Consider the following 15,380-nt stretch of genomic DNA (forward strand, 5'->3'; position numbering starts at 1 on the left):
ACCCACTTGACACTGTTGTACCGTATCGGCAGGGCAGGCGCCCGGGATACCTAAACCTAAGCAAGCGAATAGCCAACATGGGACGTTCCAAAAAGAAGGGCCGCAATCGCGGCAAGAAAAACAAAAACGTATTTGTACCGCGTTTTAACGAGAACCAGAACGTGCGCGTGGCCGGCCGCTACCGGGGCGTGGTGGAGATCAACGAGAAGAATTACGGTTTTGCCCGCAAGATCGACCACGAATTCAGCTACGAGCCGAGCGACCCCTTCCTGAAGCCCGATGAGGTGGAACACTACGACCTGCGCCCCGGACTGGTGATCGAAGGCGAGTACGAGGAGGACGGCCACGGCCACCGGCACATTCACTCCATCGAGAAGATCAACGACCGCGATCCCATCGACTGGACCCACACCACCCGTTTTGAGCTGCAGACGCCCATTATGCCGGTGGAACACATCAAGCTGGGCCACGAAGCCGACGACATTGAGATGCGGGTGATGGACCTGGTGGCGCCCGTGGGCAAGGGGCAGCGCGGCATCATTGTAGCCCCGCCGCGCACCGGCAAGACGGTGCTGCTCAAGAAGATCGCCGACTCCATCACCAAAAACTACGACGACATCCACACCGGCGTGCTGCTGGTGGACGAGCGCCCCGAGGAGGTCACCGATTTCCTGCGCACCACGGACGCCGAGGTATTCGCCTCCTCCAACGACAAACCCAATGAAAGCCACATCCGTGTCACCGAACTGGCCCTGGGCTACGTGAAGCGCAAGGCGGAGATGGGCGAGGATGCCGTGCTGCTCATCGATTCCCTCACGCGACTGGGACGCGCCTACAATACCGCCCAGGAGAACAGCGGGCGGACGCTGAGCGGGGGACTGGACATACGGGCGCTGGAGATACCCAAGAAAATTTTCGGTTCGGCCCGCAAAATCGAGGGCGGCGGCTCGCTTACCATCATCGCCACCTGCCTCATCGAGACCAACTCGCGCATGGACGACCTCATCTTCGAGGAGTTCAAGGGCACCGGCAACATGGAGCTGGTGCTGGACCGCGACCTGGCCAACGACCGCATCTTTCCGGCCATCAACATCGCCTCCTCGGGTACGCGCAACGAGGACAAATTCATCGAGGACTCCCTGGAGGAGCGCAACATGGTGCGACGCTACCTGCTCAAGAAATCACCCCAGGAATCCATGCAGAGCCTGTTGAAGGTGCTGCGCAATACCGACAGCAACCAGGAGCTGCTCAACCAGATTGCGGCCATGGTCTAGGGCGTCCGGCTCACGGTGTGTGGTTTAATAGACGGGCAGGCTGGTGTCGATTTCCCTGGCCCAGCGGTTGATGCCTCCCTTCAGGTTTTTCACCTTCTCGAAGCCGTGCTCTTCGAGCAGCTTGCAGGCTTTTTCGCTTCGACCACCGCTGCGGCACATGCAGACGATCTCCTCCTCGCGGCGGGATTCCAGCTCGCCCAGCTTCTCGGAGAGCTGTCCGAGCGGAATGAGCTCGGAGTTTTCGTAGTCGATCTTCGACTGGTACTGCTCGAAGGGTTCGCGCACGTCGAGCAGGAAGACCTTCCCGCCGGCGTCGATTTTCTGCTTGAACTCCTGAACGGTGATCTCTTCCATAATTGTGTAGTGTCCGTCTGCCGTTAATGAGATGATTGTGATGCGAGCCGGGGCGCAGAAGATCTCACTCCTGCTGGCCGTAGCGGTCCAGCCGGAACTGGCGCCCCAGGTAGAGGCGGCGCGCCTCCTCGTCCTCAGCCAGCCGGTCGGCCGAGCCCTCCATGAGGATCTTGCCCTCAAACATCAGGTAGGCGCGGTCGGTGATGGCCAGGGTTTCGTGGACGTTATGGTCCGTAATGAAAATGCCGATGTTGCGGTGCCGGAGCTGGGCGACGATCTCCTGGATGTCCTCCACTGCGATGGGATCCACCCCCGCAAAGGGCTCGTCCAATAAAATAAACTTGGGATCGGTGACCAGGGCGCGGGCGATCTCCGTGCGCCTGCGCTCGCCCCCCGAGAGGTTGTACCCCTTGCTGCCGGCCACGCGCTCCAGTCCGAACTCCTCGATGAGGGCGTCGGTGCGCTCGCGGATCTGCGCGGAGGGCAGGTCGTGGAATTGCAGCACGGTCTCCAGGTTTTCGCGCACCGTCAGATTGCGAAAGACGCTGGCCTCCTGGGCCAGGTAGCCTATACCGCGCCTCGCTCGCCGGTACATGGGCATGCGGGTAATATCCTCTCCGTCCAGGAAGATGTGCCCGCTCCCGGGCTGAATGAGTCCCACAAACATATAAAAGGTGGTGGTCTTGCCCGCCCCATTGGGACCCAGCAGGCCCACGATCTCCCCCTGGGTCACGTCGATGGAAACATCGGAGACCACCTCCCGCTTGCGGTAGCTCTTGGTGAGTCCCTTGCTGTAGAGGGTGCGGGAGGCCGCATGGGCTTCGGCGCCCGATTCGCGCTGCGTGATGGAGTTGGCGGAACTCACGTGGCGAGGGCCAATTCGTTAAGCATGCTTTCGAAGATCCTGCGGCCGTCCTCGGAACCCAAGCTGCCCTCCACGGCGCGTTCGGGGTGGGGCATCATGCCCAGTACGTTGCGCCGGCGGTTGCAGATGCCCGCAATGTGGTCCACCGACCCGTTGAAATTGGCTTCGGGTGTCAGCTGTCCCGCCGGGTCGCAGTAGCGGAAGATCACCTGCTCGTTGTCACGCAGCTTCTTGAGGGTATCCTCGTCCGTGAAGTAGTTGCCCTCCCCGTGGGCCACCGGGATCTGCAGCACTTCGCCGGGTTCCAGTCCGCGGGTGAACAGGGTGTCGGTGGAGTCGCAGCGGATGTGGGTCTGCTTGCAGACATAGCGCAGGTTCTTGTTATGCAGCATGGCGCCAGGCAGCAGTCCTGCCTCCAGCAGGATCTGGAATCCGTTGCAGATGCCCAGCACGGGATGTCCCCGGTCGGCGAAGTCCACTACCGACCGCATGATGGGCGACTGGCTGGCGATGGAGCCCGAGCGCAGGTAGTCGCCGTAGGAGAATCCGCCCGGAATGAGCAGCAGGTCGATGCCCGACAGGTCGGTATCCTTGTGCCACAGGAAGCGCGCACGGGCCTCCATTACATGCTCCAGGGCGTGGTAGGCGTCGTGGTCGCAGTTGGAACCGGGGAATACGATAACTCCGAAGGTGTTAGACACGTGTTCAGCCTTTGATTTCGGTGATAAGTTGAATTTCCTTGAGCACCCCGTTGATCTCGAAGCACTCTTCGAAGGGCCCCTCGTACACCTGGGCCTTGCCTTCGTTGTGCACCTTGTAGGTCAGCTCCTCGGCGCGGGACCGGCTGCAGCCCAGCGCTTTTCTGAGCTGACCGATGACCTCCTCGAAGGTGTGTACGTCGTCGTCGTAGAGAATGACGCGCCACGGGGTGTCCTCCTCCTCGTCGGTCTCTTCCTCCTCCAGCACCTGGGTCTCCACATCCGGGGCCGCGGGTTTCGGTTTCTCTTTCTCGCCGGGACCCGGCCCGGATCCGAATGTCTGCTTCTCCGGATCGAACATAGTCTCTGCTAACCGCTTGCTCCGTTCGTATGTACGGTGATCTCGAAGTCTTCCATCACCTGGTTGGCCAGAAGCTGCGTGCAGGCGTTCTCGGCGATCTCCCGCGCCTGCTCCTCCGACTGGGCGTCGATATCGAGCTCGATGCTCTTGCCGATGCGCACCCCTTCGACCTCTCGGAGCCCCAGGTTTTGCAGGGCGTGGTGCGCGGCTTTACCCTGCGGGTCCAGGATGGAGGGGCGTAGGGTGATGTTTACGGTTGCTTTGTACATGCGCGTGGTGCTTGGCGGTTAGGGATCACTCGACTAAAGTTAATCTTTATTTGACTTAGCTGCTAAACGCTTGTCGGCGATCGTTCGGGTGATTTCCGCGGGAGATTGTCCGTCTGCGTCCACCCACCGGATGAAGTCCCAGCGCCGGAACCAGGTGAGCTGGCGCTTGGCGTAGCGGCGTGTGCGCGCCTGAATGCGGCGCACCATCTCCTCGCGCGAGATCTCCCCGCGGAGGAAGGCGGCCGGCTCGCGGTAGCCCACGGTGTTCAGCCCGGGGTCGTCGGTGGTGTAGCCCGCCTCCAGCAGACGCTCGACTTCTTCTACCAGGCCCTCCTCCGCCATGCGTTTCGCCCGCAGGTTGATGCGCCGGTAGAGCTCCTCCCGCTCGCGCCGCAGCCCGAAGACGGCGATGTGGTCCGGCGGCTGTACTTCCCCGCCGGTGTGGAAAGAGCTGAAGGGACGGCCGGTCTGCATCCAGACGTCCAGGGCGCGGACGATGCGCTGGGGATTCATGCCGTCCATCTGCCGTGCGTAGTCCGGGTCGACCTCTCGGAGCTCCCCGTAGAGGGGCTCCACCCCCTCGCGCTCCAGGCGCTTTTCCAGGGCGTCCCTGTTTTCCTCGTCAGCCTCGGGCACCTCGTCGAATGGCTGAAGCAGGCACTGCAGGTGCAGGGTGCTGCCCCCCACGTAGAGCACCTTTCGCGCGCGTGCGCGAATGCCCTCGGCCCAGGCACGGGCGCGTTCGCAGAAGTCAGCGGCGCTGTCGCGCTCCTTCGGGTCGAGGATACCGATGTTATGGTGGGGCACCCGCTCCCGTTCCCCGGCGGAGGGGGTGGCCGTGCCGATGTTCACCTCCCGGTAGCACTGGCGGGAGTCGGCTGAGATGATCTCCCCGCCGAGCAATTCAGCCAGCTCCAGGGCGACGGACGATTTGCCCACGGCGGTGGGTCCCAGGAGCATAATGTCGGGCAAAGTCTTCATGAGAAGCCAACTTACGGAAAAGGGCGCCAAGCTTCATGCCTCACGCGCCCCCTCCAGGCCCTCCTGAAGGGCGAACACAGGTTGCTAAGAGAGCAAGGATTTGTTAGTATAAGGTACCTTTTTAACAGGGCTTTTTTGCACCCGGCACCGTAACCAATTATCCTCTTATGAGATTCAATATTTCGAGCAGCGACCTGGTGAAAGCGCTCTCCGCCGTATCCGGCGCTGTTCCCAACAAGGCCACCCTTCCCATCCTGGAAACCATTCTGTTTGAGAGCGAGGACGGGAAGCTGCGCCTCACGGCCACCGATCTCGAGATCTCCATCATCGAGTACGTGGAGGCCGACATCCAGGAGGACGGTGCCGTGGCCATCCCCGCCCGGCGGCTGACCGAAACGCTCAGGCAGCTGCCCGACATCCCGGTGGACTTCGACATCGACGAGAAGTTCAACGTGAAGTTCAGCACCGACAAGGGGACCTACAAGCTGGTGGGCGAGGACCCCGACGAGTTCCCCGAAGTGCCCGACCTGAACGAGGGAACCACCCTAGAGACGGAGAAGGACCTGGTGATCAAGGCCATCAACAAGACCCTCTTCGCTGTTTCCAACGACGACCTGCGCCCGGCCATGATGGGCGTCTACTTCGACATTGGTCCCGAGGAGAGCAAGTTCGTGGCCACCGACGGCCACCGCCTGGTCAAGTACATCATCAGCAACCTGACCTCCGACGAACCGATGCAGTTCATCGTCCCCGAGAAGGCGCTGAGCCTGGTGGAGAAGGCCCTGCACGCCGACGAGTGCCAGCTGACGGTGACCGAGGACCATGTGCGCTTCAAAAGCGGCAACACCATCGTCATTACCCGCCTCATCAACGAGCAGTATCCCAACTACGAGTCGGTTATCCCCAAGGATAACGACAAGCAGCTGGTCATCTCCAAGGATCAGATGCTCTCCACCGTACGGCGCGTCGCCATCTTTTCAAGCACCACCACACGCCAGATCCGCCTCCAGATGAGCCCCGACTCGCTCACCATCCGGGCGGAGGACATCGACATGAGCAGCGAGGCGAAGGAGACCGTCGCCTGCGAGTACGACAACGACGAGATAGAGATCGGCTTCAATGCCAAGTACCTCTCCGACGTTCTCAGCAATGTAGACGGCGAGGAGGTCTACTTCGAATTCTCCAGCCCCAACCGGGCCGGTATCGTGAAGCCGTCCGAGGAGGAGGAACACGAGCAGATGCTCATGCTGGTGATGCCGGTGATGCTCAACACCTATGCGTAAAATTATCACCCTCACGACCGATTTCGGTCTGCAGGACTATTACGTCAGTGCCATGAAGGCCGTCATGCTGGGCATCGTGCCCGAAGCGCGGCTGGTGGACATTTCTCACGACATTCCCTCCCAGGACATTATGGCCGGATCCTGGGTACTCCGAAACTCGGCCATGCTCTTCCCGCCCGGCACCGTGCACACGGTGGTGGTGGACCCCGGCGTGGGCACCGACCGCAAGCCCGTGGCCCTGGAGATCAACGACCGCTTTTTCGTGGGACCCGATAACGGCATTTTTTCCCAGCTTACTGAGGAGCACGGGTTCCGCGCGGTTCACCTCACCAACGAAACGTACTGGCGCGAGGAGGTCTCCCGTACCTTTCACGGCCGCGATATTTTCGCCCCGGTGGCCGCACATCTCGCCGCGGGCGTGTCGCTCGAGGAGCTGGGCGAGCCGGTGGAGGAGCTTGAGACCTACCGGTGGGCGGTACCCATAGCGGACAAGGACGGCCTGCAGGGCTGGGTGATCCACATCGATAAATTTGGCAACCTGGTGACCAACATCCCGCAGTCTCTTATCGAGGAGGTGGCCGGCGGCCGCGCCGTGAAAATCTACGTGGGGAATACGATATTGGACGAGGTGGTGGAGACCTTCGGGTCGGTGGAGGAGGGCGAGCCGGCTGCGCTCATCGGCAGCTCCGGCATGCTTGAGGTGGGCATCAACAAGGGCGACGCCGGACAGATGCTGGGCGTGAAGAAGGGCGCGCAGATCTCCCTGGTGCTGCAGAAGGACCACGCCGTGTAGGTGGTCCGGGACACCCGCGGCTGTAACACCGCGCCCTCCTCCTGCGTACGCTAACAACAGGCCGGGAATCCGGCTCCACCCCCCCGTAACGGGCCGACGGCGGGCGAATCTTGCTACCTGGAATGTCATACCGCACCCATGGCTCTTGAAATCCGATCCCCGCAATACGAGCGGGCCTCCATTCACATCCCCGAAGAGGTGGCGCAGCTGCAGAAGCCCTTCAACGGCACCATCTGCTCCAACAAGGGGGACGAGTACCCCATCGACAACAACATCGTCGACCTGCTCGGAGGGGAGTCCGTGGAGATGTCGTGGGCCCAGAGCTCCAACCACTGGAAACTGACGGCCGCCATCTACGAGGACATCTGGCGAAAACGCTCTCTCTCGCTTCTTTCGGGAGAGGAGTTTCCCATTGAGAAAGAGCGAGAGCTGCTCATTGAGTGGCTGGCGCCCGAGGACGGCAAACGCTACCTCGACGTGGGCTGCTCCACCGCCCTCTACGCCCGCCTGGTGGCGCGCGAGGCGCCCGGTGCCCGGGTGGTGGCCCTCGACTTCTCCCGGCAGATGCTCCAGGAGGCGCGCCTGAAGGCCGAGGCCGACCAGGCTGATCTGTTTCTGCTGCGGGCCGACGCCCGCTACATGCCCTTTTACGGGGCCACCTTCGACGGACTGATGATGGGCGGTACCCTCAACGAGCTCACCGACCCCCTGAAGGTGCTCTACGAGTGCCGGCGCGTGCTCAAGAAAGACGGGGTCTTTTTCATGATGCATCTGGTCAAGTCGGCCGCCTGGTACGGGCGGCTGCTGCAGGAGTCGGCCGGCCTGAGCGGGCTGCAGTTCTGGACGGAGGAGGAGAGCGATACCATGTTTGAGCGCGCCGGCTTTACGGTGGACCAGCAGATGACCCGCGGTATCGTCTGCCTCAGCAGGCTGCTGCCAGCCTGAGCTACATCTGGTCGGGCGCCGAGATGCCCAGGATGGTCAGCCCGTTGGCCAGCACCACGGCCGTGGCCCGCGCCAGCCTGGTGCGCGCCATCGCCAGTTCCGGCTCCTCGCCTAAGATGCGGCAGTCGTGGTAGAAGGTGGTGAAGTGGGAGGCCAGGTCGTTCAGGTAGCTGATCAGCCGGTGAGGCTCGCGGTGCTCGGCGGCGCTCTGGACGATCTCGGGGAAGCGCACCATGCTTTTGATGAGCTGCGTTTCGGAAGGGTGGTCCAGCCGCTCCAGCTCGGCCGCGCTCTCGTCCTCCCCATACTCTTCGGCCACCTTGCGCAGGATGCTCTGGATGCGCGCGTGGGCGTACTGCAGGTAGAAGACCGGGTTTTTTTCCCCCGCTTCCTTGGCCTCGGCGATATCGAACTCCAGGTGGGTGTTGGGCGAGCGCATCAGGAAGAAAAAGCGGGTCACGTCGGCTCCCACCTCGTCCATGAGCTCGTCCAGCGTCACAAAGTTGGCCTTGCGGGTGCTCATCTTGAAGGGCTTGCCCTCCTTGACGATGCTGACGAACTGGTAGACCACCACATCCACCTTCGAGGCATCGTAGCCCAGCACCTCCACCCCGGAGAGCACGTCGGGGAAGGTGTCGATGTGGTCGGCCCCGAAGACGTCGATGTGCAGGTCGTAGTCGCGCTCCAGCTTGTCGGCGTGGTAGGCGATGTCGGGCAGCCGGTAGGTGGGCTCGCCGCTGCTCTTTACCAGTACGGTGTCCTTATCCTTGCCGAAGTCGGTGGTCCGGAACCAGACGGCTCCCTCTTCGTCATAGGTCAAATTCTTCTCCCGGAAGACCTCCAGCACGCGGTCGATGGAGCCGTCCTCGTACAGGCTGCCCTCGTTGAAGTAGCGGTCCATGCGGATGCCCATGCGTGCCAGGGTGGCCTGGATCTCCTCGAAAATCATCTCCTTGGCCTTCTCCCTGAAGGGCTCCACCTCGTCGGTATCCGCCAGGTCGTCGCCGTGTTCGTCGGCCATCGCCCGCGCAATCTCGCGGATGTACTCACCCTGGTAGCCCTCCTCCGGCAGCTCGGCCCCGCGGCCCAGCTCCTGCAGGTACCGCGCGCGCACGCTCTCGCCCAGCAGGCGCATCTGCCGCCCTGCGTCGTTGAAATAGTACTCGCGGTCCACCTCGGCGCCCGACCACTCCAGCAGCCGCGCGATGGTGTCGCCCAGCACAGCGTTGCGCCCGTGTCCCACCGTCAGCGGCCCGGTGGGGTTGGCGCTGACGAACTCCACAAGTGCCTTCTGTCCGGCGTAGCTGCCGGTGCGGCCGAAGTCTTCTCCCTGCCCTTCGATGCGTGACAGCTCGTCCACCAGCCAGGCGTCAGCGTAGCGGAAATTGATGAAGCCGGGTCCGGCGATCTCCACCGAGGCCACGCGGCGCTCGTCGTAGTCCAGGGCCTCCACGATGCGGCCGGCGATGCTGCGCGGGTTGTCGCGCAGGGTCCCCGCCAGCTGCATGGCGAGGTTGGTGGCGGCGTCGCCGTGCTCGGGCTGGTTGGGCTTCTCGATCTCGATTTCGGGAATCTCCTCCTCGTTTACGTCAAGGGCGAGCAGGGCGTCGCGTAGTATGCTGCGAAGGTAGTCCTTCATCAATAGGTGGATTTGTGCGTTCGGTTCGGGGTCAAATATAACGCTTTTACATCCATCCTACAGTCCCTAGCTGACGATACCCTCGGCCTTGAGGCTGGTGTAGCCGTCACCGGCGATGATGATATGGTCGTCCACGGGAATGCCCAGCAGCTTGCCCGACTCCATGAGGCGGCGCGTGAGCTGCACGTCGGCCCGGGAGGCGGCTGTGTTGCCGCTGGGATGGTTGTGCAGCAGCAGGATGCTGACGGCCTGGTTGAGGATGGCCTGCCGCATCACCTCGGCGGGATCGACGATGGTGGCCGTGGCCCCGCCCGAGCTGATGCGACGGAAGCCGGTCACCGTCTTGGCGTTGTTGAGAAAGGCCACCAGGAAGACCTCGCGGGACAGGTCCCGCAGCCGCGGGCCGAAATAGGCCACGGCTTCGGAGGGACAGGTGATCTGGACCTGTTCGCCCAGGGAGGCGGTCTGCAGGCGCCGCCCCAGCTCCAGCGTGGCTTCCAGGATAAGCGCCTTCACCTCGGCGATGCCGGGAATCACCCGCAGCTCCTGCCAGTTCTTGCGCGCCAGCCGCCGCAGCCCCCCGAAATGGTCCAGCAGGGCCTGCGACATCTGCACCACGTTCATGCGACGGGTGCCGGTGCGCAGAATGATGGCCAGCAGTTCGGCGTTGGAGAGGCTCTCCGGGCCGTAGCGCTTGAGCTTTTCGCGCGGCTGCTGCTCGGCGTGCATCTCCTTCACGCTGCGGTTGAGGGGCAGTTCGGACTGAAAGTGCTCTTCGGCGGACATGGCGGGGGCTTGCGTTCGCGGGTGTAGAAAGGAGAGCCGCCGCTTGCGCATTCCTTACAGCCGGCCTGCTGCCCGCCCGGCGGCTCCTACTCGCTGCCGCCCATCAGCGGTTCGTTGGGGGCGCGGATGCTGGCGTTGGGCAGTCCCTCGGGGTACAGGTCCTTGCAGAGATTCAGCGTCTCGATCACCATGTCCAGATGCACCTCCTTGGAGGTCTCGTAGAAGTCGCGCGCCTCGGCGCTCAGCTTGGGCTTGCCGTGCAGGGGCTTGTCACTCACGCAGAGCAGAGTGGCGTTGGGGATACGGTAGCGGTAGCCGTTGGTGGCCACGGTGGCCGACTCCATGTCGATGGCAATGCTGCGGCTCATGTGGATCTGCTCCTCCGTGCGCCGCTTGGCGAACTCCCAGTTTCGGTTGGCGGTGGTGTAGATGGTGCCCATGCGGTGGTTACGGTTGTATTTGTCGAGCACCTCCTTCAGGTAGACGTTGAGCAGGTAGTTGGGGGTGATGGGGATGTTCAGAGGCAGGATTTCGTCGAGCACCCCGTCGGCGCGCATGAAGCCGGTGGCCAGTACGAAGTCGCCGATCGCCTGGTGGTTGCGAAGCCCCCCGCAGTGACCCGCCATGATCATGGCGTCGGGGCGCAGAACCGCCACGTGGTCGGTGATGGTCTTGGCATTGGAGGGCCCTACCCCCATGTTGACCAGCGTCACCCCCTTGTGGTCGGGCAGGGTGTGGTGGTAGGCCGGCATCTGAACGCCCGGGCTGTCGGGTTTCACGCAGTCGGGAAAACGGTCCAGAAAGACCTGCACGTGCATGTCGTAGTTCGTAAAGATGATGTAACGCTGGAAGTCCTCCGGCTGGGTGCCCGTGTAGTGGTGCAGGCGGTTCAGGGAGATGTCGATGCGCTCCGGACTGAAAAGAAAGAGCTTCTTCCGGGTGATGTCCCAGTCGTCCTCATCGGTATTGTCCAGCAGATCGGGGTCATTGAAGGCCAAACGCTCCCGGGAGGGCAGGATCTTGATCTCGGCTCCCTTCTCGGCCAGCTTGCGCAGCTCCCTCAGCAGGTACCAGCGGTAGGCGCGGGGGCGGGCCATCTCTCCCGTAATAACCGGGTTGTGGCGGGACCAGGAACGTTTGACCAGCACCTTGGGATATTCCCCGTTATCGTATATCCTTTCCATGAGGTCGCAGGCCTCCTCCATGCGACGGCTGATTTCTTCCTGCGAGGAGGCCTCCTCCGAATCGAATACAAACCTGTTATCCATAAGCTATGAGTGAAGGCGATTTTGAATTCCGTATCGAACCCTGGAGCGTGGAGAAGGAAAATAAAGAATATGAGACACCCATATTCAACCTTTTGAAGCGCCGGATGCACCTGGAGGCGGAGGGCAGGACGTGGGAGGGCGACTTCTACGCTATTCAGGCACCCGACTGGATCAACGTGATCCCGGTGACTCCGCAGGGAGAGGTGGTGCTGGTCGAGCAGTTCCGCTACGGCCTGCTGCAGCCCACCCTGGAGATCCCGGGAGGCATGATCGACCCGGGGGAGGAGGCCGGGGAGGCCGCCAGCCGCGAGCTCCGCGAGGAGACCGGTTACCGGGCGGAGGAGATGGTGTCGCTGGGCAAAGTGAGCTCCAACCCGGCCATCCTCACCAACTTCGCCCACCTCTTCCTGGCCAAAGACTGCCGCCATGTGGGGGGCTTCAATCCCGACACCGACGAACGCATCAACGTGCACCGCGTGCCCCGCGAGCGCTTCCTTGCGATGGCGCGGGAGGGCACCGTCCACCATACCATCGTGATGGCGGCTGTAGCCCGATTGCTGCTCTACGAGGCCGAACAGGGCGTGCTGTAAGGAAGGCGGGGGCGTCGGGTCATCCGGCCAGGGTTGCGAGAATGGAATTGCCCTGTGCCCGGCAGGCTTGTATTTTGTCCGATCTGCCTGAACCGGGACCGGCAGAACGATCACCGCCCGTATGGAGTTGCATGGTACGGCGGCGGAAAGCCTGGCCCGAACGATCAACAGGAAAAACGACATGATTGAAACCGGCGAACGCATAGACACCGATTTCGAACTCGACGTGGTAGAGGGCGGGGAGCACCGCACGCTTTCCTTCGGTGAGCTGCTGGACCGGCCCACGGTGGTGTCCGTCTATATGAAAAACAACACCTCCTCCTGCGACCGGCAGGTGGCCAGCCTGGCCGGAGAGTCCGGCTGGTTCGACGAGCGGGGCTACAACCTGGTGGCCCTCAGCAAGAACGGCTGGCGCTCGCACCGCAACTACGCCGAGAAGATGAACGTGGATTTCGTACTGGCCTCCGACCCCGACTACCTCTTCGCCGAAGCCACCGATTCGGTGGTCGAAAAGCAGATGTTCGGGAATAGCTACGAGGCGCCCTCCCGCTCGGCCTGGGTAATCGGCACCGACGGCACCGTCCTGGGACGTATAGCAAACGTGAATACCAAAGAACACGCCGCCGAGCTCAAGGAGCTTATCGGCGGCCTGAAGAAGTAGAACCCCTTTGTAGATTATCCTTTATGAAATCACTGGTCATAGTAGAGTCGCCCACCAAGATCAAGACCATCAAGAAATTCCTCCCCAAGGACTACGTGATTGATTCGTCCATGGGACACATCCGCGACCTGCCGGCCAACGCCAAGGAGATCCCCTCCAAGTATAAAAAAGAGGAATGGGCCAACCTGGGCGTGAATGTGGAGGAGAATTTCGAGCCTCTCTACGTGGTGCCCTCCGGCAAGAAGAAGGTGGTCACCAAGCTCAAAAAGCAGCTCAAGGACTCCGACGAGCTCATCCTGGCCACAGACGAGGACCGCGAGGGCGAGGCCATCTCCTGGCACCTGGTGCAGGTGCTCGATCCCGATATTCCCGTCAAACGCATGGTTTTCCGCGAGATCACCAGGGAGGCCATCCAGGAGGCCATGAACCACTACCGCGACATCGACATGAACCTGGTCAACGCCCAGGAGACGCGGCGCATTATCGACCGGCTGGCCGGCTACACCATCTCCCCGCTGCTCTGGAAGAAAATCTCCCCGGGCCTCTCGGCCGGGCGCGTACAGTCGGTGGCCGTGCGCTTCCTGGTGGCCCGCGAGCGCGAACGCATGAAGTTCCGCTCGGCGCGATACTGGGACCTCAAGGCGAAGCTGCACAAGGAGGAGGACGATTATATCTTCGATGCCGACCTGACACACCTGGATGGCAAGCGCATCGCCTCGGGCAAGGACTTCGACGAGAACACCGGCAAGCTGAAGAAGCCCGACTCGGTGGTGCTGCTCGACGACCAGACCGCAGGCGCCCTGCGCGACGAGCTGGAAGATACCGAGTGGACGGTGGCGCGGGTGGACAAGAGCCGCAAGAAGCGCAATCCCTCCCCCGCCTTCATCACCTCCACCCTGCAGCAGGAGGCCAACCGCAAGCTCGGCTGGACCGCCAAGTATACCATGCAGGTGGCGCAGCGCCTCTACGAGAACGGATATATCACCTACATGCGTACCGACTCGGCCCGCCTCAGCGGACAGGCCATCGGCGCGGCCCGCACCGCGGTGGAGCAGGAGTACGGCAAGGACTATCTCTTCGACCGGCCCCGGAACTACGGGGGCGGCTCCAAGGGCGCCCAGGAGGCCCACGAAGCTATCCGGCCCTCCGGCAGCTCCTTTCGCAAGCCGGAGGAGGCCGGGCTCGGCGGCTCGGAGTTCAAGCTCTACGACCTGATCTGGAAGCGCACTGTCGCCACCCAGATGGCCGAGGCCGAGCTGGAGTTCACCAACGTGACCATCGAGGCGGACGCCGACGGAAAGACCGCCTCCTTCCGGACCAGCGGCAAGAAGATCCTCTTCCCCGGCTTCTTCCGGGCCTACGTGGAGGGCAGCGACGACCCCGACGCCGCCCTGGAAAACCAGGAGAACTACCTGCCCGAGATGAGCGAGGGCGAGACAGTGGTCGAGGAGGGCATCGAACCCATTTCCCACGAAACCAAGCCCCCCGCCCGCTATACCGAGGCCACCCTGGTCCAGGAGCTGGAGAAGCGCGGCATCGGCCGCCCCAGTACCTACGCCACCATTATCTCCACCATACAGGACCGCGGCTACTGCGACGCCGAGGGCAAGACGCTGGTGCCCACCTTCACCGCCTTTGCGGTCACCGAGCTGCTTGAGGAGCACTTCCCCGAACTGGTGGACAGCGACTTCACCTCGGAGATGGAGGGGCGGCTTGACGAGATCGCCCGTGGGCGCGCCGACACCAAGGAGTACCTGCATTCCTACTACATGGGCGAAAAGGGACTCAAGAGGAAAGTGGACCAGCGCGAGGACAAGATCGATCCCCGCGATGCGAAGCACCTGGATCTGCCGCTGGAGGGTCTTGACGGCATGAAGGTCTTTGTAGGCCGCTACGGACCCTATGTGCGCGCCGAGCGCAGCGGCGAGGAGCTTACCACCTCCATCCCCGATTCCTGGAAGCCCGGCGACATCAGCGTGGAGAAGCTGCGCGAGCTGCTGGACGCCGAAGAACAGGGTCCCCAGAGCCTGGGCGAGCATCCCGAATCCGGTGAGCCGGTCTACGTGCTGACGGGCCGCTACGGGCCCTACGTGCAGGTGGGCGAGGCCACCGACGAAAAACCCAAGCCTCCGCGCGCCTCCCTGCTGAAAGGCATGAAGCAGGAGGAGGTGGATCTCGACCTGGCCCTGCAGCTGCTGGACCTGCCCCGCACCTTGGGCAAACACCCGGACACAGGCAAGGAGGTGAAGGCGGGGGTTGGGCGCTACGGACCCTTCGTGCTGCACGACGGCACCTTCGCCTCCCTGCGCCGCGGCGACCACGTGCTGGAGGTGGAGCTGGACCGCGCCCTGGATCTGCTGGCCAGCAAGAAGAACAAGAAGAAGCGAAGTTCGGTCATCAAGGAACTGGGCGACCATCCTGCCGAGGGCAAGCCGGTGCGCGTACTGGACGGGCGCTACGGACCCTACATCAAGTTCGGGAAGACCAACGTGAGCCTGCCGGACGACCTCAAGCCTGAGGAGGTCACCATGGAGCAGGCCGTGGAGCTCATCGCCGAGAAGCGGAGCAAGTAGCCTCCCGATGGTCAATTGACAGGTGAATATGAGTTCCGAG

The 15,380-nt window shown here is 62.7% G+C and carries 16 protein-coding genes; 7 read left to right on the top strand and 9 right to left on the bottom strand.

Going from position 1 to position 15,380, the window contains the following annotated elements:
* Nucleotides 1–77: 77 nt before the first annotated feature.
* Nucleotides 78–1,274, top strand: coding sequence for a transcription termination factor Rho (gene rho, locus U5K31_08680; GenBank protein ID MDZ7772797.1), 1,197 nt, complete (start codon nucleotides 78–80; stop codon nucleotides 1,272–1,274).
* A gap of 24 nt (nucleotides 1,275–1,298) precedes the next feature.
* Here rho and U5K31_08685 read toward each other — a convergent pair whose 3' ends face one another.
* The 6 genes from U5K31_08685 to miaA all read right to left on the bottom strand — a co-directional run bounded on the left by U5K31_08685 (nucleotide 1,299) and on the right by miaA (nucleotide 4,802).
* On the bottom strand, nucleotides 1,299–1,628 hold the full coding sequence (locus U5K31_08685) for a rhodanese-like domain-containing protein (GenBank protein ID MDZ7772798.1): 330 nt from the start codon (nucleotides 1,626–1,628) through the stop codon (nucleotides 1,299–1,301).
* Between the two features lie 64 nt (nucleotides 1,629–1,692).
* On the bottom strand, nucleotides 1,693–2,493 hold the full coding sequence (lptB, locus tag U5K31_08690) for an LPS export ABC transporter ATP-binding protein (protein ID MDZ7772799.1): 801 nt from the start codon (nucleotides 2,491–2,493) through the stop codon (nucleotides 1,693–1,695).
* Entirely contained in the window at nucleotides 2,490–3,194 is a 705-nt protein-coding gene (purQ, locus tag U5K31_08695; GenBank protein ID MDZ7772800.1) for a phosphoribosylformylglycinamidine synthase subunit PurQ, read from the bottom strand. Before purQ ends, lptB begins: the two co-directional genes overlap by 4 nt.
* 4 nt (nucleotides 3,195–3,198) lie before the next feature.
* A complete protein-coding gene (locus tag U5K31_08700) occupies nucleotides 3,199–3,552 on the bottom strand; it encodes an ATP-dependent Clp protease adaptor ClpS (GenBank protein MDZ7772801.1) in 354 nt (117 codons plus the stop codon).
* 8 nt (nucleotides 3,553–3,560) lie between these two features.
* Complete coding sequence (gene purS, locus U5K31_08705) at nucleotides 3,561–3,821, bottom strand: phosphoribosylformylglycinamidine synthase subunit PurS (GenBank protein ID MDZ7772802.1); 261 nt, start codon at nucleotides 3,819–3,821, stop codon at nucleotides 3,561–3,563.
* Between the two features lie 39 nt (nucleotides 3,822–3,860).
* Nucleotides 3,861–4,802 (bottom strand): tRNA (adenosine(37)-N6)-dimethylallyltransferase MiaA, encoded by a 942-nt coding sequence (gene miaA, locus U5K31_08710; GenBank protein MDZ7772803.1) that lies wholly within the window; start codon nucleotides 4,800–4,802, stop codon nucleotides 3,861–3,863.
* Nucleotides 4,803–4,969: 167 nt separating this feature from the next.
* Between miaA and dnaN the strand changes: the two genes are divergently transcribed.
* From dnaN to U5K31_08725, 3 genes are all read left to right on the top strand, one after another.
* Nucleotides 4,970–6,085: a DNA polymerase III subunit beta gene (gene dnaN / locus U5K31_08715; protein MDZ7772804.1), complete on the top strand. Its 1,116-nt coding sequence runs from the start codon at nucleotides 4,970–4,972 to the stop codon at nucleotides 6,083–6,085.
* The gene (locus U5K31_08720) at nucleotides 6,078–6,878 is read left to right on the top strand and encodes an SAM-dependent chlorinase/fluorinase (protein ID MDZ7772805.1); all 801 of its coding nucleotides are present in this window, start codon (nucleotides 6,078–6,080) and stop codon (nucleotides 6,876–6,878) included. Before dnaN ends, U5K31_08720 begins: the two co-directional genes overlap by 8 nt.
* Nucleotides 6,879–7,016: 138 nt before the next feature.
* Nucleotides 7,017–7,823: a methyltransferase domain-containing protein gene (locus U5K31_08725; GenBank protein MDZ7772806.1), complete on the top strand. Its 807-nt coding sequence runs from the start codon at nucleotides 7,017–7,019 to the stop codon at nucleotides 7,821–7,823.
* A gap of 1 nt (nucleotide 7,824) precedes the next feature.
* On the opposite strand, the gene argS is transcribed toward U5K31_08725, so the two are convergent.
* From argS to U5K31_08740, 3 genes are all read right to left on the bottom strand, one after another.
* A complete protein-coding gene (gene argS, locus U5K31_08730; GenBank protein ID MDZ7772807.1) occupies nucleotides 7,825–9,462 on the bottom strand; it encodes an arginine--tRNA ligase in 1,638 nt (545 codons plus the stop codon).
* A 66-nt stretch (nucleotides 9,463–9,528) separates the two neighbouring features.
* The gene (gene radC / locus U5K31_08735; GenBank protein ID MDZ7772808.1) at nucleotides 9,529–10,248 is read right to left on the bottom strand and encodes a DNA repair protein RadC; all 720 of its coding nucleotides are present in this window, start codon (nucleotides 10,246–10,248) and stop codon (nucleotides 9,529–9,531) included.
* Between the two features lie 86 nt (nucleotides 10,249–10,334).
* Nucleotides 10,335–11,516, bottom strand: a complete 1,182-nt coding sequence (locus tag U5K31_08740; protein MDZ7772809.1) for an AMP nucleosidase — start codon at nucleotides 11,514–11,516, stop codon at nucleotides 10,335–10,337.
* Nucleotides 11,517–11,521: 5 nt separating this feature from the next.
* Between U5K31_08740 and U5K31_08745 the strand changes: the two genes are divergently transcribed.
* The 3 genes from U5K31_08745 (at nucleotide 11,522) to topA (ending at nucleotide 15,340) form a co-directional block, all read left to right on the top strand.
* The gene (locus U5K31_08745) at nucleotides 11,522–12,106 is read left to right on the top strand and encodes an NUDIX hydrolase (GenBank protein ID MDZ7772810.1); all 585 of its coding nucleotides are present in this window, start codon (nucleotides 11,522–11,524) and stop codon (nucleotides 12,104–12,106) included.
* 121 nt (nucleotides 12,107–12,227) lie between these two features.
* Nucleotides 12,228–12,767 (top strand): redoxin domain-containing protein, encoded by a 540-nt coding sequence (locus tag U5K31_08750; GenBank protein MDZ7772811.1) that lies wholly within the window; start codon nucleotides 12,228–12,230, stop codon nucleotides 12,765–12,767.
* A 23-nt stretch (nucleotides 12,768–12,790) separates the two neighbouring features.
* The gene (gene topA / locus U5K31_08755) at nucleotides 12,791–15,340 is read left to right on the top strand and encodes a type I DNA topoisomerase (protein MDZ7772812.1); all 2,550 of its coding nucleotides are present in this window, start codon (nucleotides 12,791–12,793) and stop codon (nucleotides 15,338–15,340) included.
* Nucleotides 15,341–15,380 lie beyond the last annotated feature (40 nt).

The sequence above is a fragment of the Balneolaceae bacterium genome (genome assembly GCA_034521445.1).
Classification (GTDB): domain Bacteria; phylum Bacteroidota; class Rhodothermia; order Balneolales; family Balneolaceae; genus JAXHMM01.